General features: G+C 43.5%; 20 protein-coding genes and 1 pseudogene. 8 read left to right on the plus strand and 13 right to left on the minus strand.

The features are described from left to right. Positions 1-175: 175 nt before the first annotated feature. A complete protein-coding gene (locus ITG10_RS15085; protein WP_017630365.1) occupies positions 176-1,039 on the plus strand; it encodes an AraC family transcriptional regulator in 864 nt (287 codons plus the stop codon). Between the two features lie 243 nt (positions 1,040-1,282). Beyond that, on the plus strand, positions 1,283-3,331 hold the full coding sequence (locus tag ITG10_RS15090; RefSeq protein ID WP_248386475.1) for a hybrid sensor histidine kinase/response regulator: 2,049 nt from the start codon (positions 1,283-1,285) through the stop codon (positions 3,329-3,331). Positions 3,332-3,482: 151 nt separating this feature from the next. On the opposite strand, the gene cqsA is transcribed toward ITG10_RS15090, so the two are convergent. Together cqsA and ITG10_RS15100 are read right to left on the minus strand one after the other, a co-directional pair. Next, positions 3,483-4,664, minus strand: a complete 1,182-nt coding sequence (gene cqsA / locus ITG10_RS15095; protein ID WP_017630364.1) for an alpha-hydroxyketone-type quorum-sensing autoinducer synthase — start codon at positions 4,662-4,664, stop codon at positions 3,483-3,485. A 258-nt stretch (positions 4,665-4,922) separates the two neighbouring features. Then, complete coding sequence (locus tag ITG10_RS15100; RefSeq protein WP_017630363.1) at positions 4,923-6,311, minus strand: PLP-dependent aminotransferase family protein; 1,389 nt, start codon at positions 6,309-6,311, stop codon at positions 4,923-4,925. Positions 6,312-6,414: 103 nt separating this feature from the next. Here ITG10_RS15100 and ITG10_RS15105 point away from each other — a divergent pair, with 103 nt between their 5' ends. Continuing rightward, positions 6,415-7,329, plus strand: coding sequence for an EamA family transporter (locus ITG10_RS15105; protein ID WP_017630362.1), 915 nt, complete (start codon positions 6,415-6,417; stop codon positions 7,327-7,329). A 266-nt stretch (positions 7,330-7,595) separates the two neighbouring features. Further along, a complete protein-coding gene (locus tag ITG10_RS15110; RefSeq protein ID WP_017630361.1) occupies positions 7,596-8,468 on the plus strand; it encodes an aspartoacylase in 873 nt (290 codons plus the stop codon). Positions 8,469-8,564: 96 nt separating this feature from the next. Here the strand turns inward: ITG10_RS15110 and ITG10_RS15115 are convergent, their stop codons facing one another. From ITG10_RS15115 to ITG10_RS15130, 4 genes are all read right to left on the minus strand, one after another. Further along, complete coding sequence (locus ITG10_RS15115) at positions 8,565-9,563, minus strand: GTP-binding protein (protein ID WP_017630360.1); 999 nt, start codon at positions 9,561-9,563, stop codon at positions 8,565-8,567. Next, positions 9,553-10,113: a carbonate dehydratase gene (locus ITG10_RS15120; RefSeq protein WP_017630359.1), complete on the minus strand. Its 561-nt coding sequence runs from the start codon at positions 10,111-10,113 to the stop codon at positions 9,553-9,555. Before ITG10_RS15120 ends, ITG10_RS15115 begins: the two co-directional genes overlap by 11 nt. A 36-nt stretch (positions 10,114-10,149) precedes the next feature. Then, on the minus strand, positions 10,150-11,532 hold the full coding sequence (locus tag ITG10_RS15125; protein WP_017630358.1) for a dihydroorotase: 1,383 nt from the start codon (positions 11,530-11,532) through the stop codon (positions 10,150-10,152). An 84-nt stretch (positions 11,533-11,616) separates the two neighbouring features. Next, positions 11,617-12,072 carry a transcriptional repressor gene (locus ITG10_RS15130; protein WP_017630357.1) on the minus strand — a complete coding sequence of 152 codons (456 nt, stop codon included), beginning with the start codon at positions 12,070-12,072 and terminating at the stop codon, positions 11,617-11,619. Between the two features lie 662 nt (positions 12,073-12,734). Between ITG10_RS15130 and ihfA the strand changes: the two genes are divergently transcribed. Beyond that, positions 12,735-13,031, plus strand: coding sequence for an integration host factor subunit alpha (gene ihfA, locus ITG10_RS15135; RefSeq protein WP_004734853.1), 297 nt, complete (start codon positions 12,735-12,737; stop codon positions 13,029-13,031). A 149-nt stretch (positions 13,032-13,180) separates the two neighbouring features. On the opposite strand, the pseudogene ITG10_RS15140 reads toward ihfA, so the two are convergent. Continuing rightward, positions 13,181-14,347, minus strand: a pseudogene (locus ITG10_RS15140) (ISL3 family transposase); the annotation flags it as partial. A gap of 184 nt (positions 14,348-14,531) precedes the next feature. On the opposite strand from ITG10_RS15140, the gene tnpA reads away from it, so the two are divergent. After that, positions 14,532-14,966: an IS200/IS605 family transposase gene (gene tnpA, locus ITG10_RS15145; RefSeq protein WP_017633274.1), complete on the plus strand. Its 435-nt coding sequence runs from the start codon at positions 14,532-14,534 to the stop codon at positions 14,964-14,966. Positions 14,967-15,119: 153 nt separating this feature from the next. Here the strand turns inward: tnpA and ITG10_RS15150 are convergent, their stop codons facing one another. Further along, positions 15,120-15,896: a RelA/SpoT domain-containing protein gene (locus tag ITG10_RS15150; protein ID WP_010441238.1), complete on the minus strand. Its 777-nt coding sequence runs from the start codon at positions 15,894-15,896 to the stop codon at positions 15,120-15,122. A 324-nt stretch (positions 15,897-16,220) separates the two neighbouring features. Here ITG10_RS15150 and ITG10_RS15155 point away from each other — a divergent pair, with 324 nt between their 5' ends. Next, positions 16,221-16,874 carry a thiopurine S-methyltransferase gene (locus ITG10_RS15155; protein ID WP_017629977.1) on the plus strand — a complete coding sequence of 218 codons (654 nt, stop codon included), beginning with the start codon at positions 16,221-16,223 and terminating at the stop codon, positions 16,872-16,874. Positions 16,875-17,004: 130 nt separating this feature from the next. Here the strand turns inward: ITG10_RS15155 and purT are convergent, their stop codons facing one another. The 5 genes from purT to sbcB all read right to left on the minus strand — a co-directional run bounded on the left by purT (position 17,005) and on the right by sbcB (position 22,022). Beyond that, complete coding sequence (purT, locus tag ITG10_RS15160; protein ID WP_248386476.1) at positions 17,005-18,180, minus strand: formate-dependent phosphoribosylglycinamide formyltransferase; 1,176 nt, start codon at positions 18,178-18,180, stop codon at positions 17,005-17,007. 167 nt (positions 18,181-18,347) lie between these two features. Beyond that, the gene (gene cdd, locus ITG10_RS15165; protein WP_017629976.1) at positions 18,348-19,235 is read right to left on the minus strand and encodes a cytidine deaminase; all 888 of its coding nucleotides are present in this window, start codon (positions 19,233-19,235) and stop codon (positions 18,348-18,350) included. 286 nt (positions 19,236-19,521) lie between these two features. After that, positions 19,522-20,199: an LrgB family protein gene (locus ITG10_RS15170; RefSeq protein WP_017629975.1), complete on the minus strand. Its 678-nt coding sequence runs from the start codon at positions 20,197-20,199 to the stop codon at positions 19,522-19,524. A gap of 2 nt (positions 20,200-20,201) precedes the next feature. Beyond that, positions 20,202-20,573, minus strand: coding sequence for a CidA/LrgA family protein (locus ITG10_RS15175; RefSeq protein ID WP_017080643.1), 372 nt, complete (start codon positions 20,571-20,573; stop codon positions 20,202-20,204). 24 nt (positions 20,574-20,597) lie between these two features. Next, entirely contained in the window at positions 20,598-22,022 is a 1,425-nt protein-coding gene (gene sbcB / locus ITG10_RS15180; protein WP_017629974.1) for an exodeoxyribonuclease I, read from the minus strand. 899 nt (positions 22,023-22,921) lie between these two features. On the opposite strand from sbcB, the gene ITG10_RS15185 reads away from it, so the two are divergent. Next, positions 22,922-23,356: a DUF4402 domain-containing protein gene (locus ITG10_RS15185; protein ID WP_017629744.1), complete on the plus strand. Its 435-nt coding sequence runs from the start codon at positions 22,922-22,924 to the stop codon at positions 23,354-23,356. Positions 23,357-23,361: the final 5 nt, after the last annotated feature.

Raw genomic sequence — 23,361 nt, forward strand, 5'->3', positions numbered from 1 at the left:
CATCGTGAAGATATTTCCTTTTAACATCAACGTAGCCTCCATTCGTTTTTATAAAAACATATACTTATCCATAGTGTTAAAAGCACATTACCTAGCGAATATCGCAATCTCAGTCAGGCGAATGCGATTCTCTGTGGGTATCATTTCTACGAATTCTTAACTGGGTACAAGAAAAATGAATGTAGTGAAGCACCATGAACGAAGAATACGGAAGGTATGTGACTTCATCGATGGCCATTTAGATGAAGCTTTGAGTTTAGAAGAGTTAAGCTCTGTTGGCGCGAGCTCTAAATTCCATTTTCACCGTGTTTTTAAATCATTCATGGGTATTAGCACCATTCAATATGTACTGTTGGCGCGCTTAAAACGAGCTTCTTTTCGATTAGCTTTTGAGCCAGAACACAGTGTTACAGACGTTGCCTTTGAAGCGCATTTTGAAAGTCTCGAGGGGTTTTCTCGTGCATTTTCTAGAAACTTTGGGCAAACGCCCTCCCAGTTTAGAAAACAGCCAAATTGGCCATCTTGGCATTCAAAGTATGAGTTTAACCCACCGAAAATTGGAGACAGGGTAATGGACGTAAAAGTCGTAGAGTTTTGTGAAACACAAGTCGCTTTAATTGAACATAAGGGAAGCCCTAAGCTTGTCTACAACACGGCAGCCAAGTTTATTGATTGGAGAAAATCGACAGGGCTCTCTCCCGTAAAAACGAGCCACACTTATGGGGTGCCTTATTCCGACCCGGCTGATACCGTGGAAGACGAGTTTCGTTTTGATATTTGCGGAGTCCACCAAGGCAATGTGCCGAAAAATGCCTTTGGTGTGAAGTCTGGTGTTATTCCTGGCGGTCGATGCGCTGTTGCTGTTCACAAGGGAAGCCATGACCTAATCAGTGATACCGTTTACTACTTGTATCGAAATTGGTTACCTGAAAGTGGAGAGGAACTAAGGGATTTTCCATGCTTTTTCCACTATGTGAATCTTGTTCACGAAGTGGACGAATGTGATTTGATAACTCACATCTATTTACCGATACGTTAGGCTCGTTACTGAACTAGCATTGCATATCTATTAGGAGGCTTCGTATTCACGAGGCCTTGTTGTTTTTATAAGCATAAACACAAGCCCCAAAATTTAAGATTAAAAGCAAATACCTTCATATATATTTGATTGAAACCTCACTGCTGACAGGGGATGTGTAATATAATCGGCGCCTAAATATAAGAATAAAAATTAAACCATAGAACCAGTAAACGTTAGGGCTTAGAGAACAAAGTATTTCGTATGAACGCTATTCGCAAAGTTTATCAATACGCAGAACCTAATCTCACCCTTGTGGGTTGGATGGGCTTTGTCGGCTTTCCCATTTACTACATTGTGTGGGAGTTTTTATTCCCTCAACCTTATGAAAACCTACCGCTGCGTCTAGCGTGTTCGGTACTGTTCTTAGGCATTATTTTTCGCAATCGCGTCCCATTTGAGTGGCGTAAATACCTTCCGGCTTATTACCAAGTTGCGGTAACCCTCTGCTTGCCGTGTTTCTTCTTTTACATGCTGCTGATGAACAATTGGTCCAACGTTTGGGTCATGTCTTTTATGTCGGCTATATTCCTGCATATTTTGTTGGTACACGTCACTAAGGTCATGTTCGCTCAAACTTTTGCCGGAATTGGAATTGCGACGTTATGTGCATGGGTGGCACAAGGTTTCTACCTAGAAATTACAATGGATTGGACGCATGTGCCCATCTTCTTGTTTATCTACTTGTTCGGTAACTTGTTCTATTTCCGTAATCAGGTGGAACATGAAAATAAGGTGTCACTGGCGAAGTCTTTTGGCGCCGGTATTGCCCACGAGATGCGAAACCCTTTAAGTGGTTTATTAACGTCTATTGATGTCATGCAATCGATACTGCCGAACCCCAAAAGTGGCGACCATAAAGGGCAATATGCGCTGAGCAATGAAGATGTTATCCAGCTACGAGAAGTGGGTGATGAAGCGATGGAGATCATCCACTCAGGTAACGAAACGATTGATCTGTTATTGACTTCAATTGATGAAAACCGTGTATCCCGATCGACCTTTAAAAAGCATTCGGCGCAAGCGGTCGTTGAGGATTCGATTGCCAGCTTCAACTACAAGCGCGCAGCCGATAAATCGGCAATCTCTTTAGACGTACAAAGCGACTTTGACTTCTTAGGCAGCGATACCTTGTTGAAGTACGTGATGTATAACCTGTTCAAGAACGCATTCCACCATCGTAGCCCTGAAGATTTCCATATTCATGTCACGATGTGCAGCGATGAAGTCACCAACCAAATCATGGTGACGGATAACGGCTCTGGCATATCAAGCGATGTGATTCGCCGCATCTTCCAAGACTTCTACACCACAGGCCAATCGGGTAACTACGGTTTAGGTTTACCATTTTGTCAGAAGGTCATGCGCTCGTTTGGTGGCGAAATTAAATGTCAGTCGGAAGTGGAGCAATGGACGCAATTCACGATGACGTTCCCATCTCTGGCATCCAACTCAGTCAAAGAGATAAAGAGCGAGCTGACTAAGTTAAAGAGTGTGGTGATGATCAGTGACCAGAAAGTTCTGACCAGTAAAATGACCGAGATGTCGCGTTTTATGGGCTTTGACCTCACTATTATGGATGTCGCTTCTGCGCTTAAAAATAAGGAATATCAGTTCGAATTTGATCTGGTGTTCGTTGATATGGAGAGCTTGGATCTACGAGCTAGTTGTTTGGAGAGAATTGAGTCACTGCTTTCGTTTACCGAAGCTCGAATCATTTACCTCTATGAGCATCATCCGATTAGGCGTGTACGTAACGTCTCTTTCGAGCCTATTTGGGTGGAAACGCAGGTTTGGCTACTCAATACCAAAGCGACCATCGACCGCTTACTTTTCGATTCCAATTACGTGATGCCTTCTGTGCCAGTAAAACCACTAGAGGCTGCGAATAAGCGTACAATTATGGTGGTGGATGACAATGAATCTCTGCGTCGTTTTACTGCGATGTTATTGGAAAAGCAGGGCTTTGATGTTGTGCAGAAAGAAGATGGTCAGCAAGCGTTAGATGCGTTGGATAGCGACGATATTGACTTGATTCTTATGGATATCGAAATGCCAATCATGGATGGTGTGGAAGCGTCTCGCCGAATTCGAAGTGCCAACAAAGCGTACTCTTCGGTGCCGATTATTGCCCATACCGGTGACAGTTCGCCCGTCACTTTGGAGAAAATGGAATCATCAGGCATGTCTGATTTCATCGTCAAACCCGCAGATAAAAACCGACTGTTCGATAAGATTGCTCACTGGATCTAATGAATGTCATAGGTTGATCTACACAACCATTTTGTAGGCGACTCAAATACAAGAAAGAGCTCAGCGAATTGCTGGGCTCTTTTTGTTTAGCGACATGGTAGCGTCCATTCTGTCCTGCCGTTTTTTAATTAAAGAATTAGTGTGTTCAGAGTTATACGAACTCTAACTCTGGGTGACGGTATGCCTCATGACAAACCGTGAGCACATGGTCAATGTCTCGTGGAGTCATGTCAGCATTCACTGAAAATCGGATGATGTTCTTATTCTTACCCGTAGCAGGACGGCAGAACACTGCGCCGAACACATCTCGCTCTTCGAGGAAATCGCGTACTCGCTCTGTATTTCTTTCATTACCGCACTCTAGCGAGACGATTTGAGATTCACTACGGATGTTAAAGCCGATCCGTTTTAGACCCGTAATAAGCGACTGTGCTCGCTTAAACAGGGCTTCTCGTTTGTCATCTGCACCTTTAATCACCTCCAATGTTTTCTCTAAGCGAATCACTTCTTGTGGCAACACGGTTGAGCTAAAAATGGCGGGATAAGCGACAAACGGCAAAGTATCAGAGAGCTGCTTAGGCCCAAGGATCGCGCCTGCGCGATAAGCGAAGGTTTTAGCTAAGCTGACGGTGATAAAGTCGACTTGGTCGGTGAGCCCAAGCGCTTGCACTAAGCCTGCACCTTTTTCACCGTGTGTCCCTAATGAGTGCGATTCATCGACGATAACAGCGCAATCAAACGCTTGCGCCATTTCGTAGATGTCGCGGAGCGGGGCAATGGTACCGATGGTGCTGTAAACCGAGTCGACAACAATCACACCAGAACCATGACGCTCCAGTTGCTTACGTAGGTGACTCATATTGTTATGCATAAATGGATGAGCTGTCGCACCCGCCGCGCGAATACCTTCCCATAACGACATGTGCGCAAAGAAGTCGATATACACAGGCGTATTTGGTGGACAGACAGTTTGAAGCAACCCAATATTGGCAGCCCAACCAGACTGAGAAAGCAGGCAGCTTTCCATTCCAACATAGTTGGCGAGTTCGCTTTCAAACGCAGGTTTAGATTCTGCATCTTGTAAGAAAATCGCAGACATCACCACATTGTCGTCGTGGTCGCTGATCGCCGATTGGTGGGCTTGTTGGATTGCTTTGTTGTGTGACAAAGACAAATAATCATTGCTCTGCATGACAACGGAGTCGCGCGATGGACGTTTACCCAACACCAAGTGTTTTTGGCTTTGGTTCTGGGTAATTAGGTCTTGAATATAGAAGCTCAAGCGTTCTTCAATAAAGGAAGGTAATGGTTTGTTTTTGGTTTTATCACTCATAATAGTTCTCTTCAAATACAGGATAACGCCAGCGCTGACGGCTGTATATTGAAGATAAAAAGTGATGTGTCATTAGCCAAGTTGCATAATTTTGTGGGTGCTTGCAAACTCAGTATTTAAGGGTTTTGAGGCGAATGGATTTCCTTACGGTAACGAGCTTTAACCCAATTCCAATCAGAATAATAACCGCCTCTTTTATAACAAATAGCGATGAAGGGACTAAGAATCAAAGCTGTGAGAGAGAGCTCTGAAAACAGTCTAATCACTGACACATTGATGGATGATTTTGATCAAGTCATCCAACTGTTGCTTTGCTTCTCCCTCAAGCGAATAACCAAAATTGATGCGTAGACAGTTGCTGTAGAGATCAAGAGTACTGAACAGATGGCCAAGCCTGATATCAAGGTTTTGTGCGGCGACCGCTTGAGTAAAAGCTTGTTGATTTAGATTGGGGATTTGTAGCCAAAGCACCATGCCACCCTGTGGGTTACTGATCTTCACATCTTGAGGCAGGTGTTGGGCTAAATAGCTGAGGTATTGCTGACGCAATGAAAGGATTTGAGAGCATCTTCTTCTAACGTGTTTGGCGTACTGGCCAGACTCGATAAAGTCAGCAACCGCAAGTTGAGTCGGCAGGGCAACACCATAGCTCGCTGCAGAAAAGTGAGCTTTGTACTCGTCTATGTACCTTCCTGGCAAACACCAGCCTAAACGATAACTGGGTGAAAGGCTTTTCGATACCGACCCACACCACAACACGTATCCACCTTTGTCGTAGTATTTTGCAGGCAGTGGCGTGTGTGATGAGTATGAGAGTTCCAAATACACATCGTCTTCAATGATGGGTACTCGGTAGTGATTCGCTAATTCAGCCAGTTTCTGTTTTTGACTGGCAGACATATTGATCCCTTGAGGGTTCATATGAGAGGTACAGAAGATAGCGGCATCCACACGTTTGTTTTTCAGATGTGCTTCCAGTTGTTGTAGGTCGACACCGTCATCCAAAGACGGGATCTCAATGATCTGGCGTGACATCTTGCCAAGTAACTCTAGAATACCGTTGAAACAAGGTGAGCTGATGGCAATGGTGTCACCTTCCTTGGTGCAGGATTCAAGAGCGGCTTTAATCGCCGACATGCAGCCTGCAGTGATCACCATTTCGTCCGGTGCAAAATGGACATCAAGCTTGGCAAAGTGGGTGGATAAAGCTTGCCTTAACATCGGTTCGCCCTGTGTATCAGGGTAGTGATTAAGCCTGTCACCCATACGTTTGATAGAACGGCGGAAGCTGCGTTCTAGCTCAACAATCGATTGTTCATCATTAGTGGTGCTAGAGACCCCTAAAGGCCCATGGATTGAGTTGTGAGTCGATGAAGTTTGTCTGACTTTGGAAACCTTACTCTCAAACTGTGCCCACTCAGGCGTTGAATGAACAGGCTTATGAGGCGAGACAAAATACCCTGCTTGAGGGCGAGAATGAATCCAACCCTGTGATTCTAACTCTTGGTAACAGCTCACTACGGTCGACATGCTGATGGCTTGCTGCTTAGCTAATTGACGCAGTGAAGGCATACGTCCACCCTCGGGTCTTTTCCCGGTTTCAATCTCATCAATGAACTGATTCGCAAGTTTTCTGTAGATACTCATGGTCACGACCGTTGTTAACTGTACTGGTTTTTATTGTTAAAATTGTATCTGTACCGGTTTTATTGTTCAAGGGATACTCTTTCAAAACACAGGAGGGGTCAGTATGAAAAGAAATGATTTGTTGTTAGCGGTGTTCGTGATGGCAATTTGGGGATTTAATTTCTCGATGATCAAAATGGGTGTGACCAATGTGCATCCGTTGCTGGCAACCGCAGCGCGTTTCTCGCTAGCGGTAATACCAGTGATATTTTTTGTCGCAAGACCAAATGTCGCGTGGCGATATTTAATGAGTTACGGCTTCGTGTTTGGTGTGGGTATTTGGGGCATGGCTTCATGGTCAATCACAGCAGGGCTTTCATCAGGGTTGTCGTCGGTATTGCTTTCTACCAACGTATTAATCGGTATGGCGGTTGGGGTATGGGTATTCAAAGAAAGTGCGTCGGTTCGTAAGTTAATGGGTGCGATGCTAGCCATGTGTGCACTCGCGGTCTTAGTCTCGGCTGCAGAGGGCAATGTCACCGTTAATGGCGTTATCTTGATTATGATTGCAGCGTGCAGTTGGACGCTAATGGGCGTGATTGTGAAGGCGTCTAAAACTAAACAGGCTTTTGCATTCAATGTGTGGGGAATGCTGTTTGCGCCAGTGCCGTTGGTGTTGTTTGCTGTGATGTTACATGGTGATCAAATCATCTGGCAGGGGATGGAACAATGGGATTGGAACACAACGATTGCAGTGTTGTTTCAGGCTTACCCTACGACATTGTTTGGTTACTGGGTGTGGAATAAGTTGTTAATCCAATATCCGTTAAGCACTACCGCACCGTTAACCTTGCTCGTGCCAATCTTTGCATTGATCAGCGGTTACTTTATGTATGACGAAGTATTATCAGTCGCACAAGTGGTTGCATCTGTGCTGTTTTTAGTCGGGATTGGCTTAATCGTAAAACCTGCGAAGGCTGCGATCACCAAAACATTAGATGACAAAGAATCAGCAGGAAAACTCGCTAAGCAATCATGATGTCGTTCGCGGTAAATAAGCGCGATGTAAACTAATCATTGAAGCTACAGTGTTGATTAAGGAACTAAGGCCTCGCAATCGCGGGGCCTTTTCATGTGTAGGTTTCGAGGTGAAATATCGTTGCGGTTTAGCGTTCTCATAGTTCCTTTGAATTATCTGATGCTTGTTCGTTAAGTCTTCTGGAGAAATAGGTATATTGTTGTTATGTTATATCGTAACAACAATGCAAGGGTGACTTGCACTTTCGATACTTGGAAATCAATTACATGGATAACATCAATCAAGTCTTACTGGTTGCCGGAACTCACGGTAACGAGCTTTCTGGAATCTACCTAAACAAACTGATCAAAGAGCGTATGTATGCCGCCGATCGTTCGACATTCTCTACGAATTCAGTTATCGCAAACCCTAAAGCGGTAGAGCAGAACGTTCGATATCTTGATACGGATCTAAACCGTCAGTTTTCTAATGCTAACCACGACGACACTGCCGGTTTAGCTGAGTACACAGTGGCGCGACAGTTTATAGATAGACACGCGAGCACAGAGCAACAACTGATTGTGGATTTGCACAACACGACCAGCAATATGGGGGCGACATTAATCTTACTTTCCAATGATGCTTTCTATCAAAAAATGGGCGCGTATGTGAAACAACGAATGCCAGAAGCTAATATTCTGTTTGAAGATAGAAAGCCTTGGGATGAGCAGCCTTACCTTTGTACTGCCGGGAAGTGTGGAGTGATGATTGAAGTTGGCGCTCAGGCGCATGGCTCACTTAAGTTCGATACACTTAAATTGATGAAGCAGATGCTGACGATGGTTCTTGATTACGTGGAGAAGCACAACCTTAACCAAGTACAAGCGTTAGAAGACTACGATGCCTTTTTTTATGTTGAAGAGGTTAATGTTCCGCTTGGCCCAGACGGTATGCGTGTTGCTACTGTGCACCCAGCGATCTGTGGTCGAGACTTCGAGGCAGTGAAGCAGGGGGAGCCGATACTCGCGACCTTCTTTGGCTATGATATTTACTGGGAGCGTGAACAAGACATCTATCCGCATTTCATTAATGAAAGTGCTTATGCTAAAGCCAACATTGCGATGGCACTGGCCGATAAGCGTTTGGTCTCAGTGAACTAGCGTTTTGAACCTATAACGGATTTGTTAAAAAGCCCTATGAATGTATCAATTCATAGGGCTTTGATTTTAGGGAGCGGGAGAATTAACCAGCTCTGGTTAAATCTGACACGCCAACAATTGGCTTTCTAGATCGTTGTCGATGCTATAACCAATGACTTCTATTCTGGTTTCATTGCACTCATCTAATTCACACTCTGTTAGGCCATCTTCAGTTAGGTTGTAACCAAAGATGCCGCTTTGAGTAATGAACACCGCTTTCATTCGTTCGGCTTTGAGTCCAACTAATACCTTAAGCAATTGCTGACGGTCGAACAGTTTGTCAGCCGCGAATCGCCAACCAATACTTTCAAACCCTTCACCTTGGTTGCTCGCTTTTATCATACCGCTCTCTGGCATCGGTAATTCTGAAGCGAGTGGCTTGTCTTGTTCATGATGATGGTGCCCATGAGCTTGATGATGGTAAAAGTTTGTGTCTCCATCAAACTCACCGAAAGGGATCTTACCGTGATGAGCAAATATGAGTTTGGTGTCTGGGTGGCAAACCTGCGCGACGTATTCAGCCAGTTTCTCTTCATCGCCACTTTGGTAGAGATCGACTTTATTACCCACGATAGTATCGGCAATGGTGATTTGCTGATTGAAGGTATCGTGTTCAAAGTAACGTGCGTCAGAAAGCTTGCGGGCATCGACCAAAGTCACGTTCTTCTGTAGTGACAACACCTTACGGTAGTGTTCTGAAGACAAGACCTCTAGCACTTCCTTAGGATGACCAAGCCCGGTCGGCTCGATCAATAAGCGGTCTGGTTTCGCCTCAGACAGTAGTTGATTCAGTGCGATTTGCATCGGCAAACCAGCCGCGCAACACATACAGCCGCCAGGCACTTCACGGATAAATACTTGTTGTTTGTTGTCGTTCCCTTGGAGCAAACTGCCATCAACGCCAATTTCTCCAAATTCATTCACCAAAATAGCCCAGTTTTCATCTGCGGGTTTGTTCTTCATTAGATTGAGAATTGCGGTCGTTTTACCTACGCCGAGAAAGCCGGTAATGATATTGGTTGGAATACCCAAGAGAGGCTTTTTATCAGAGCTCATTGGCAATTCTCCTATAACCTTGCACAAGGGTATGGTTTGCCGAAACAACGGACTCTGAAAATGCAGAATACTCGGGTGGTACTTTTGAGATATTGTTCAAATCAAACCCTGAACCGATGTTAGTCATTGGTGGTACATGGAAGTTCTCAGGTAAGTCGTGTCCGTCCACCACACAGTTATGGCGAATCACACAACCTTTGCCAATCACCGCATTAAAGACGACTGAGTTGAAGCCAATAAATACGTCATCACAGACCCGACAAGGACCATGAATGATCGATCGGTGAGCGATGGATGAGCGTTCACCAATAGTGACGGCAGCGCCAGCTTTAGAGTGAATAACCACACCATCTTGAATGTTGGTGTCGCGCTTAATCACAATGGCTTCCATGTCACCTTGTTCGTTGACCTCGTCAGCTCGAATCACAGCGTAAGGGCCAATAAACACGTTGTCTTCAATGATGACCTTGCCGCAGATGATGGCGGTCGGGTCAATGAAAGCGGTCTCCGATACTTCTGGCATATGACCGCTTGGATTTCTTCTTAACATATTGATTTCTTTTTATTGATGGTAATAACTGCTGAACTAGCGCTCGAATGACAGCCTCATTGCTGGAGTGACCATGTCACTCGATATTTCTTTTGGTGCATCAGCGATATGCGTATTTTGGTTATCAGGGGATTCTGGATTGCTATAAACCTTGGCACCATTGACCCATGTGTGTTTTATCTGAGCAGAGAATTCGTGCCCTGCGAATGGCGACCACCCACATTGATATAAGCTGTTGTCATTGCTGACTAAAGTAGGTGCTTGCGAGTCAACCAGTACTAAATCAGCGTAGTAACCTTCGCGAATAAAGCCTCGTTCACGTATTGCATAGCGCAGTGCTGGGTTGTGAGCCGTTTTCTCTACAACCTGAGCTATTGTCATTCTTCCAGACTTCACATGGTCAAATAGGGTCAACAATGCATGTTGGACTAAAGGCAAACCGGCGGGTGCTTGTTCATAGGGAACTTGTTTCTCTTCCCATGTATGTGGCGCGTGATCTGTCGCGATGATGTCGATTTGGCCCGTGCTCAATGCTGCTAATAGAGCGTCTCTATCACTAGGGTATTTGACGGCTGGGTTGCACTTAATTTGGTTACCGAGCGTTGCGTAATCTTTATTGCTAAACCATAGGTGATGGACACAAGCTTCTGCGGTAATACGTTTTCCCTGAATGGGGCCGGCTTCAAACTGAGCGAGTTCTTTTTCTGTCGTGATGTGCAGCACATGAAGTTGACTGTTGTGTTTTTTGGCTAGCTCAATCGCATAGGAAGAAGAGGCATAACAAGCTTTGTCATCTCTTAGAATGGGGTGATCTTCAATCGTGAAAACCGCTTTCTCTTTTCTTAATTGTTCTTGGTTTTTCGCGATAACAGGCCCGCTTTCACAGTGAGTGACAATTAGGACGGGAGAATCACGGAATATGGCATTGAGTGCTTGAGGATCTTCAACCAACAGGTTGCCCGTTGAAGCGCCCATAAACACCTTTACACCGCAGTGCTTGGTTGGGTCGAGACGTTTAATTTGTTCGAGATTGTCTTCGGTTGCTCCGAGATAAAACGAGTAATTTGCTAACGAGCTTTGTGCTGCAATATCAAACTTTCTTTCTAAGGCTTCAATGGTCGTTGTAGCAGGGTTTACGTTTGGCATCTCCATATAGCTGGTAATACCGCCTGTAACCGCAGCTCGTGACTCAGTGGCGATTGAGCCTTTGTGTGTTAATCCCGGTTCGCGAAAATGGACTTGGTCGTCAATCATTCCAGGAAGGAGGTAGCAACCTTGAGCGTCAATAATCTCATCATCTGGCTTTGGTTCGATGTTGTTGGCTATTCTTTCTATTCGCTGGTTAATGATCAATAGATCCGATTCGGTAATGATGCCTTCATTGACCAAACGGGCATTCTTGATGAGTGTTGCAGACATAGCGGTTCATTCTTCCTTTTTGATTAGTGCTAATGCTGGGGGAGTGTCTAAGAAAATAGCGTTACGGTTGATGGTTCTTAGAGCTTATGTATCGACGCATTCATCACATACGCAGCTAATCTCTAACTGAGGGCTTGTTACAGTAAAGCCTTCTTGTTTTGCGTGAGATTGAAGATCGCGAATGATAGAAGGGGCGATGGTTTGCTCGCTGATTTTGTCGCACTTAGAGCAAATCAAAAACTGCGGGATACCGTGCTCATGATCGCAAAGGATATGGTCGCAAAGTATGTACTTGTTCGAGACTTGCAGTTTGTGCGCCAAGTGTCGCTCTTCAAGAAATTCCAACACTCGATAAACCGACATCGCTTGAACGTGTTGATCAAAGTGTTCCTTACAATATTCAACGATTTCATACGCAGACAGAGCTTTGTCGGTATGAACCAGTGCTCGCAGTATCAACAGTCTCTTAGCGGTAAACTGTTTTCCGTTTGTTTTACAGCCTTGTTTTACGTGCTCAATGATCGCTTCGATGTCTCTCATTCAATCCACAAAATTAGTGATAATATAGATATGTTATAACATAACAATAAATTTCAAGAAACGAACTTTTACTTCAAGAATCTTTTAGGTGGGATCTCTCTTTTGGTGCGTACCTCGTAGATGCACATAGACGAACATGAGCTATTTATTGCCCACCATTTGCATGTTGTGCCAAAGAAGCTTTCCTATAATGATTGAATTACTGATTAAAAGCCTAAAAGAACATGGGTTATTATAAGTGAATTCGAATTAAATTCTGAAATGATACAAATCTCATATTTAATAACGCTTATTTAGTAACCTCTGTTGAGTCTCATATCAAATCAAGTGGCTGATTTTATTGGGTATCAGAGAAAAGTCTCAAAAATTATTATTTAGATCGCTAAAGTTTTAAATTCTGTATTGTGGTGTTTGTGTGGAGTATAATTCCATTTGGTAGCTATGGATTAGATGGTTTTTAGCTATATGTGTGAAATTTTAAGTGAGTTATCTTTCTGATTTGAAAGAATAATTAAATAGTTAGGATAAAAAAGTTGGCGAAAATCAGAAGCTTGGCATACACTTTCCTTGTAAATGACCTTATCTCATTGATTGAATAGGGTAAATGCTTTGGCGCTACTGGCGATAGTAGCAATGTTTAACATAGCTTTGAGGAAAGTTTTATGGCACTCACGAAGGCCGATTTGGCTGAGAACCTGTTTGAGACACTCGGATACAGCAAGCGGGATGCCAAGGAAACGGTGGAAGTGTTTTTCGAAGAAGTTCGTAAAGCGCTCGAAAATGGCGAACAGGTAAAACTGTCTGGTTTTGGTAATTTTGATCTTCGCGAGAAAAACGAGCGACCTGGTCGTAACCCGAAAACTGGTGAAGACATACCAATTTCTGCTCGACGTGTTGTTACTTTTAGACCGGGACAAAAACTAAAGGCCCGTGTCGAAAATATTAAAATCGAGAAGTAGCCAAGCAATAGACCACGCCTAGCGTGGTCTTTTTGTATCTGACGTCTAATTTTAAACTGCGTTAAAACTATTCCCTTTATTCTTATCTCTATCTCTATCTCTATCTCTATCTCGTCTAGCTTTCTAGAGCTATGAGCCGATGGATTCACTTTTATCTTCAAGAAGAAGTAGTCTGTATCTCGATACCCGTATCCCATTCGCTTGATTAGCTTTATTTTGTTGTTTATCCCTTCCAATGTGCAGGTGTTGAGCGGATAACTTGTCGATGCAATAATACCGTGAAGATAAGGCCTCAGTTTTCGTGCGAACTCTTTCAATGGCTTAATTCCACTCTCTTGCACTTGTGCCCACCATACCTCCCAGAGCCCTTTAGCATGTGCTTCTGATTCATAATACCAAAGCTCTTTGAGTTGTGATCCGAGTATATAAGTGGTCATTAAGTCCTTATTGATATTCAATATTTCGGTAAGGTAGCTATCTTGCCGTGGATTTAAGTTACTTCTATTTTTCAACAATACCCAGCGTGAGCGCTTGACCCATTGCCTCGTTTTTTTATCTTGCTTGAGTTTGTTGGCTTGGTCGACTCTGACTCTATCCATCACCTCACGACCGAACTTAGCAACAACATGGAATAAGTCGTAAACGATTTTTGCGTTCGGGCAGTGCGCTTGAACTTCAAGGTCAAAAGCCGTATTCATGTCCATTACGACCGCTTCGATATTGTTGCCATGCTTGCCTAACTGCTCGAAGAACGGTCGTATGTCCTTGCGGCTACGACCTAACCCTATCCAAATGACTTGGTGACTCTTAACATCAGGGATGACTGTGGCGTATCGGTGCCCTTTAAAGATAGCGAACTCGTCCATGACGAGTTGCCTTAGCCCTTCCCATTTCACTGACGGTACCACTTGTAGAAGTCGGCACTTATCTATCTCTTTAATGGTGTGCCAATGAACGTTCGTTAACTGGGATATATGCTTAATGGGAAGAAGAGGCAGTAGTTGTTCGATATAGCTTTTTAAGCGCTTCGTTATACGAGCATAAGGCTCTAACCAAGATAGAGACTCTGCTTTTATGCCGCAGTCACGGCACTTAATCCTTCGAGTTTGAACTAAAAGTTCGACAGGCACATTGAATAACATGGCCTCTTTCACATGACGCCATTGATACTCATGGATAGCCTCTGCTTCAAGACCACAAAAGCATTTAGCCTCAGAGTTAGGTTTAAGAGTCAGTGTAATAAGTGATGCTGTCTGGTGAGATTTTACTATTTTAAAGCCTTCCCAGAATGAAGATAGGAAAGTATGATTCGGCATGAAAACGGTAGTTTGTGTATGATTTTTGTTTGGCGACTAAACCATATCACTTACTACCGTTTTTGTTTTCAGCCCTAAACCACCTACTTCAGTAGGTGGTTATCATTCAGTTTGGCTTTGCCTGTAGTTCTACCCATGTTAAATGCTCCCTTGATTTTTAGCGAAGTCAAAGAGGACAAATAACGTGAGCAGATATAATCAAGCTTCCCACGTATTTTGGAGATGTCAATATCACATAGTGTGGACACCAAAGTATCGATTTAGGATTTTGAAAAACAATGTAGGTAAAGAAGTTTATCGATGTATAAACGTTTACTGTAATCAACTTGGATGTGAAGTCGTTGAATTAAACGTTCAAGTTGACCACGTGCACTTGGTAGTAAAAGTTCCGCCTAAGTTATCGATATCCAAGTTGATGGGCGTATTGAAAGGCAAAATAGCTTTAAAACTCTTTAGTAAATTTCCATATTTAAGGAGAAACAAACTCTGGGGTAACCACTTTTGGCAAAGGGGCTATTTTGTCGATAGCGTAGGGGTTAATGAAGAAATCATTCGACGCTATGTAAGACATCAAGAGAAAAAAGAGCGCGTGGAGCAGCAGCAATTGGCGTTGGACTAAACAAAGGCCCCCTTTTAGGGGGCTCACATAAAGCCACCTTCTTTAGAAGGTGGTAATTTACTTTAGTTCCCGCTAATCCGCGATGAACCAAAAGAAAGGGCTGCAAATTAATGGCAGCCCTTTGAGTTGATATTCTGTGGCGTTCTAAACGGTTTACGCGGCTTTAATATGAGTCGTAATATACGGCTGCCACGCTTGCTGGTAAAGCTCTAGAGATTGGCGTCTAAGGCTATTAATTTGCGCCGCCTCGATATCGTTGATTGGACGTTTTTCTGCAATGGCATGACGCTCAATACCTTGAATGATTTCATACAGTTCGTGTTCAGGACCGCTTTTCACATCTGCAATTGCTTTAAGGTGAAGTTGAACTTCAGCAATGATGTTGGTCTTTGGCAGACGAACCAATAGGTTAAGGTCACGGTAGCCAGAATCAGCAGGAGATTTGAATTTGTTTTTCAATTTGACAACATCTGCTTCACGGCTTAGCGCTTCGTAGACTTCAACCAAGCTCTCTACATCGTTTGCGATGATAGTGGCACGAGCTAAGTCGGTAATTCTTGTGACGTCGCCATCCAGTTCCAATTCGATTTTCTCTTCCGCACGAGCTTGAGATTTAACGCCAGAAAATAGCGCCTCAGAATTCGTTAGTAGGGCAGTACTTTTACAAATAGTTTCTAGCTCGGCTTGGCCTTGGTGTGCTTTGCTGTACAGAATGTCGAAGTCGGTGTAGGGCTGAGTCGGACGCGAGTCGAATGCTTTGATACCGTATAGGCCGCTTAGGCTGTGACGGAATACGTTTGACGATACTTGATTTTGCGCAGGTGTGCGCGTTTGATCGGTTGAACTTGTTGAAACAGGTGCTGCTGCGAATGCAGGCGCTCGGCTCAATACTAAAAGCATTAGGGCCGTCGTACGGAGAAATACACTCATTCAAACTCCAAAATACAAGGTTACAAAAACGGGTAGTCAAAAGGGGTAACCAGTAACGCATAAGAGTAAAAATAGCTTAACTAAACTCACTACATATTAAATGGGGCTAGCTAAGGCAGAAACCAACTCTAACGTTTAATATTGCTTTAAAATGTGAACATATAGACAAATAATTCAAGCATTTGTTCCTCGGTTTTAAGAATTTTGAACTCAGCCAGTGTTTAACTTTTAGTGAGACCAACGATGAACTTTAAACCAAGGTAAGGTTGCTCTTACCTCTCTATACTGTACCCTTGCATTATGACTGTTTAACATGAACGAAAGATGAATAATCCTGAATTTTGGCACAATAAATGGGCAGCCAACCAAATAGGCTTCCACCTTGAAGATGTAAACCCACTTCTGATTGAATTTTGGGAAAAGACGGAACCTAGCTACGAGAAGAGTGTGTTCGTGCCTCTATGTGGTAAGAGTGAAGATCTGATTTGGTTAGCGGCGAAGCATGAAGATGTTCAAGGTGTCGAATTAAGCCAGATTGCGGTTCGCGCATTTTTTGCAGAGCATCTTTACACGCCGACTGTGACTCAAATTAGTGGTCAGCATGAGCTTTATCAATTCGATGAACTTAATATTTATACGGGTGATTATTTCTCAGCACCGATTCAGCCTGTAGACATTATCTATGATCGTGCCTCTTTGGTAGCTTTACCTGCTGACATGCGTGTGCAGTATGTAGAGTGCTTGAAGCAACGGTTAAAGCCGGGCGGCAAGATCTTACTTGTGACATTAGATTACGCTCAGAACGAGATGGCAGGACCTCCGTTTAGCGTACCTAAGTTAGAGATCGAACAGTTGTTCTCAGGTTATAAGATCACACTGTTGAATCAAGATATCGCAGACGATGAACATCCTAAGATTGCCAAGAAAGGCTTATCTCGATTTAGTGAAGAAGTGTATTTGATTGAGTCTGAATCTTAAACTCAACTAGCTCTCAAGTGAAAAAACTATTTCAATATAAAAAATGATACCAACAAAAAGACGGGCTTAGTAGCCCGTCTTTTTTATTGTTCAGATTTGAAGTTGTGATTGTTGAGAATTAAATAGCTGTCTAGTAAATCACTTTTACTTTTGAAGCACTCTCAATAGCATCTTCAATCGCTGTTTCAGTGCTCTTACGACGAGTCAACGCCACACCTAGACGACGGCGACCATCGATGTCAGGCTTACCAAACAAACGAACTTGCGTTTGTGGTGCGTCTAGCGCCTCTGTAAGACCTTCGAAACGAATGTTGTTTGAAGTGCCTTGGCCTAAGATAACGGCAGATGCACACGGACCATATTGAGTAATTGACTTAATCGGCATGCCAGTAAATGCGCGAACGTGTAGCGCGAATTCAGAGGAATCTTGAGACATTAAAGTCACTAAGCCAGTATCGTGTGGGCGAGGGGATACTTCGTTGAAGATAACATGGTCGCCTTTAACGAACAGTTCCACACCAAAGATACCGTGACCGCCCAGTGCGTTAACGACTTGCTCTGCAGTGTATTGCGCCGCTTTTAGTGCGTTGTCTGACATTAATTGCGGTTGCCATGATTCACGGTAATCACCGTCTTCTTGGCGGTGACCGATAGGCGCGCAGAAATGAACACCATCAACAGCACGAACAGTCAGCAGCGTGATTTCGTAATCAAAATCGATAAAGCCTTCAACGATCACACGACCAGCGCCAGTGCGACCACCTTCTTGTGCGTAATCCCAAGACTTTTGAATATCGTCTTGTGTTTTAATAACGCTTTGGCCTTTGCCTGATGAACTCATAACAGGCTTAACCACACAAGGCATACCTACGAATTCTACCGCTGCTGAGAAATCTTCAAATGTGTCCGCGAAGCGATATGGAGATGTGCTCAGTTTTAACTCTTCAGCCGCTAGACGACGGATACCTTCTCGGTTCATCGTCAACTTAGTCGCGTTCGCTGTGGGAACGACATTTAGGCCTTGCGCTTCCATCTCTACCAGCTTGCTGGTGGCAATAGCTTCGATTTCTGGAACCACATAATCTGGTTTTTCTAGCTCAATGATAGCTTGAAGCGCATCACCATCTAACATGTCTAATACATGGCTACGGTGCGCAACTTGCATTGCTGGTGCGTCTGCATAACGGTCACAAGCAATAACTTCTAAACCTAAACGTTGGCACTCGATAGCAACTTCTTTTCCTAGTTCACCTGAACCTAATAGAAGTACACGAGTAGCATTTTCACGAGTAGCAGTACCAAACATAGAAATTCCTTCCGATCTTTTGAACGATTGATTGAAAACGGGGTGATCATACTTATTTAAATGACAAAAGCAAACGTTTGCGCAACTTGTGGCGTTAATTACAAGCATAAAAAAAGCAGCCCCGTTAAATAGAGCTGCTTATTTAAATTTTTGTTAACTAGATGTACTTAGATTGCTAAGTAAGTCACTGGAATGTCGGGATTAATCGCTTCTAATGTAGATTGCGTATCCGCTAGGTGACTGATGCTACCTTCAGCAATTTCAACCAAAGCTGCACTTTCAATTTGTTCAAAATCGAAGCCAGCTAACATAAGTTGAATTAATGCCACTTGTAGAGGTGGCAGGCTCGGGTTGAACGCCGCGTTTTCAGCGTAAGCACCAGTGAAAATTTCACCCGTTGTTAGCTGTAGTGATACACCACTTAGGTTTTTGGTGTAAGGCGCATGGCTACGGTTAAGTGCTGCTAGTGCTTCTACAACAATAGGAGTTGTTTCTTCAGTCGTGTACTTATGGTCAAGCTCTGACATTAAGCCAGTTGTGATACCAAGATCGGCAGGGCCGAATGAGTCTGGCAGGTATTCTTGTAGTGACATCTCATCGCGTTGTGGAAGCTGAACTTTAAGCTCTTTCGCTGTGGTCAGTTCGTTCATAAACTGACGACAGTGACCACAAGGACTGAAGTTGATGGTGATATCTGAGATACCTTGCTCGCCTTTCATCCATGCATGGCTGATTGCAGATTGTTCAGCGTGCACGGTTTGGCCAAGTTGCGCACCAGCGATTTCAAGGTTTGCGCCAAAGTACAAAGTACCAGACAAACCACGAACGATTGCACCAACGTAAAAGTCAGATAATGGAGCGTATGAATACGCAGCAGCAAAAGGAAGTAGTGCAATACGTAGTTCGTCATCCGCTAAACCACTTGCTTGAAGCAGGGTAGAGAACTGTTCTGGAGACAATGTCGCGTCAAAGTTGTCTGCTAATACGATGTCACTCAAAAGCGCTTTCATTGATGATGGAGCACTTTCCAGCGCCAGGGTAATACGACTGTTCATGTTGAATCCTTAATTGACCTTAGGCTTTAAGTTTATGCAATGCTCAGGAATTTTCTGTGATAAAGATCACTATTGAATTGTTGCTGTTACATTGGTTTGCATAATTAGAGTGAGGTCACACTTGAAATCGATTACAAGAGCCATTTATACAGCTGATATCGCACTTATTGCTCGTAAAAGACCGTGACTTGACTGCTATTGCTAAATAAATGCGAATAAAAAGCCCAAGCAGACACTGTAATCAACAGCATTCTGGTTGGGCTGAACGGCGTAGTGATCGTTTAGGTTAAGAATAGAACCAAATCACAACTGAAAACACACTAGGTGCAATGATTGAGGTGATAACGCCACAGAGCACCAAAGCCAACGAACTGAATGCTGCATCTTCTTGGTTCTTTTCCGCACAGGTCGCGGTCCCCAGAGCATGAGAAACCGTACCCATGGTTAAACCTCTGGCAATTGGGCTCTTAATACCAATCAGATTATAGATAGGGTAAGCAAAGATCGCACCGAACAGACCTACGATCAAAACCAATATTGCGGCAATGGCTGCCTCACCACCTAAATGGCTCGATACTTCCATCGCAATCGGCGTCGTCACTGATTTACCTAACAGGCTCGCAATTAAGCTAAGGTCGGCTTTAAAAGCAACCGCAATGATTGCTGTTGTGGTCATCGACATCACACTGCCTAAGGTGCAGGCAAAGGTAATAATGCGCCAGTTAGCTCGAATTTGAGGCAATTGCTCGTAAAGAGGGTAAGCAAGAGCCACAACCGCAGGCTGAAGCATGTAAGTGATCCAAGTGTTGTCTGCGTAGTAAGTCTCGAAAGGCACTTTGAAGAACAACAGAATTGGAATAATGATGCCAATGCTGATCAGTAACGGGTTACACAGTGGTGAGTTCACTTTTTGGCTAACCCAGCGAGCAAACAGGAACACCACGATGGTCAGTAGAATCCACATGATTATTTACCTCTCGAAAGCAAGCGGTCTAAGAACCATGATAAAGACACCAATACGATGAGCGTGCCACCAACGGCACTCGCCATGATTGGCAATGCATTGGCAATAAGCATGTCGAAATGATCCATTAACCCAACACTAATTGGGACGAACAATAAGATCATCAAACGAATAATCAGACTGGCACCGGGTTGTACCCAGTGTGATGGAACAATACCTATCACCATGGCAGTAAACAGAATCAACATGCCAAAAATACTGCCTGGAATTGAGGTCTCTAGATATTGTTGTAACGCGTTACCTGCAGTGAGAGCACCTATGATTAAGGTGAAGGAGATTAAGCAGTAAACGAGTTTGATCAATCTTTCTTTCAAAGTGTCACATCTCTTGATAATGAATTAACTAGCTAGCTTTTCTACGTACTGATAAACCGCTTTCAAGATAGCCATTTTCTTCTCGTCACTTTCGTTTTCATGTGCGAGGTTTTCTAGATTCAGCATGTACTCTTCTAAGCGACTCTCGTAAAACTCACGACAATGGTTCGCCCATTTTAGTTGCTCAGCTTCATCAAGTGTCCATGGGAAATGACGAGCGCGGTAACGGAACAACAACGGTTTAATGCGTTCGTCGCTGAAAGTGATGTCCAAAGCGGCCAAGTTGTTCGGGTCAGTTTCACGAATGATGTTCATCGCGGTCTTATCTGCCGGAGAGAAGAAGCCATCGTAAAGGTGTGTGTCTACATCATCGCTTTTTTCGTATTCACGTTCTTGTGAGTACAAGCCAATCAGCTTTTCACGAATCTCTGGATGTTCACGTAATAGTGCAAGGTTCTTCAAACACTGCTGACGGTCAATGCCGATCGTTTCCGCGTTTTCAGCCGTGAGTGTTTTTGCTGGTGCGAGAATAGGGCACTTGTTGAGTTGTACCAGCTTAATTGGGACTGGCAACTCATCTTCATTTAGCTCGCTGCGTTTGGTGTAGAGCCTGTCTCTTAGCTCATCAGTATCTAGCTCAAGCAGTGGGCTAGGATCTTTCGCTAAGTCCACCACGATAACGGCGTTTTGGTTGGTTGGATGCCAAGCCATCGGCACAATCCAGCTTGTGTAATTACAATCACGACCAAACATACCTGACACGTGCATTAAAGGTGTCATGTTTACGATGTCGACTAATTCATTCAACTTGCGTTTGTGGCGCATGTTGTAGAGGTAATCAAACATCTTAGGTTGTGCAGCTTTCAGCTTTTTCGCTAATTCAATAGTCGCAATAACATCGGCCATCGCATCGTGCGCGTTTTCGTGTTCAATGCCATTTGCCACAGATAGGTGTTCCAGTTTGAAGCTTGGGTAACCTTCTTCATTCTCTGGCCAAACTATACCTTCAGGGCGAAGTGCGTGTACGGCGCGCATCACGTCGAGTAGATCCCAGCGTGAGTTGCCGTTTTGCCAGCTCCATGCGTACGGGTCAATGAAGTTGCGGTAACAGGTGTATCGCGTTACTTCGTCATCGAATCGAATGCTGTTGTAGCCAAGGCTTGTGGTGTTTGGCTTTGCAAGCTCTGCATGAATCTTGGCAATAAACTCAGGCTCAGGTAGGCCTTGAGACATGGCTTTTTGTGGTGTGATGCGAGTGATCAGCGCAGCTTCAGGTGCAGGAAGATAATCAGCAGGAGGTTGGCAGTAGATAACCAAAGGTTCTCCGATAACATTGAAATCTTGGTCGGTACGAACACCTGCGAATTGACTCGGACGATCTTCCGCTGGGCTCACGCCCCATGTTTCGTAATCGAAAAAGAAGTAGGTTGGCTGATTATCTGAACTCATTGAATTTCCTGAACAGTAAGCGGACGACGTTTACTGTGGCTGAAGGTTAGTTTTGTTCAGTATCTGATAGTATGCGGTACGCGTGCAACCCAGATCACAAATAAATTGCCGGAAAACGGTGCTTTACTATTCAATCGAGTCGACAGGGAAGCTTTTGAATAGAATTGTGGCGGTTTTTTCGTAACGGTTCTGCCTGTTTACGGTTTACATGAGCGGCGGTGGTGGAGAATCAGGGTCACTATCAAGGTACAGATGTTTAAGATATCAGACGGCCGTTTAAACTGTTAGATCTTCATGTCTAATGCTCTCCCCAAATTCGTAGTCTTTCTGCAATATAATTCACTTAGTTTTGATGAGTCTTAGGGTATTTATGATTGCAGGGGGGAATTAAGTTGGATAGATATATGTATCTCATTTTTAATACTATTTAAAGGCTATGTTTAAAACTTAGGTCTAAACTTCTTAATACGAAAATCTATCATTTCACTTTTATTACAATTTGATTTTAATACTGGTTTGTTTCATTTTTGAGACTATATTGCAACACGGTGACCTATATAGTGATTCATTTAAATAAAGTTCTTTGTTATTACTTTTGTTTATTGTTCGGATGTTTTAAATAAAGCGTTTTTTATAAAAATAATGACGTATAAAATTAAAGGGACTAAGTGTAAAACCAGTTTTATATCTAATTAATAAAAACACCTAAATACCACCATTTTTGTTAGTGTTATTTATATCAATTTGCGTGATCTTATTCTCACTGCGCCTCATTTCTTTATAAATAAGTGTCAATATATATATTTTCTAAATAGGATTGTTGTTACTTAATTGTTAACTCTGATTGACTGTTAGGTAACCCTAATAATAAAGCCGAATTTATATAAAGGATTAAAGAAATGAACAAAGTCTTTAAGGTTGTTGCTGTATCTGCACTTTCTATCTCTTCAGCGAACGTTTTCGCTGTGAGTGACACTTTTGATGCAACACTAGAAGTAAAACAAGCAATTACAATGACAAAAACGAGTGATTTGGACTTCGGTATCATCACTTCAGATAACACAACTGATGTTGTTGTCGCTCAAGGTGATGCGGGAGCTGCGGCGTTTACGCTTTCTGGAGAGTCTGGTGATGCAGTAACAGTAAGTATTTCTCACACTAACTTAGTTAACGGTGCAAATACGATCGCTGCGGAATTCGACTTTAATAGCGCTATAACTCTAACGGGTGGTAATGCGAACCTTAATATTGGCGGCACTGCACGTACTTCAAGTTCAACATTAGTTGCTGGTACTTATACTGCAAACGTTGCAGTAGATGTGACTTACCAGTAATTAAG

It is taken from the genome of Vibrio sp. ED004, from assembly GCF_023206395.1.
In the GTDB taxonomy this organism is placed as follows: Bacteria; Pseudomonadota; Gammaproteobacteria; order Enterobacterales; family Vibrionaceae; genus Vibrio.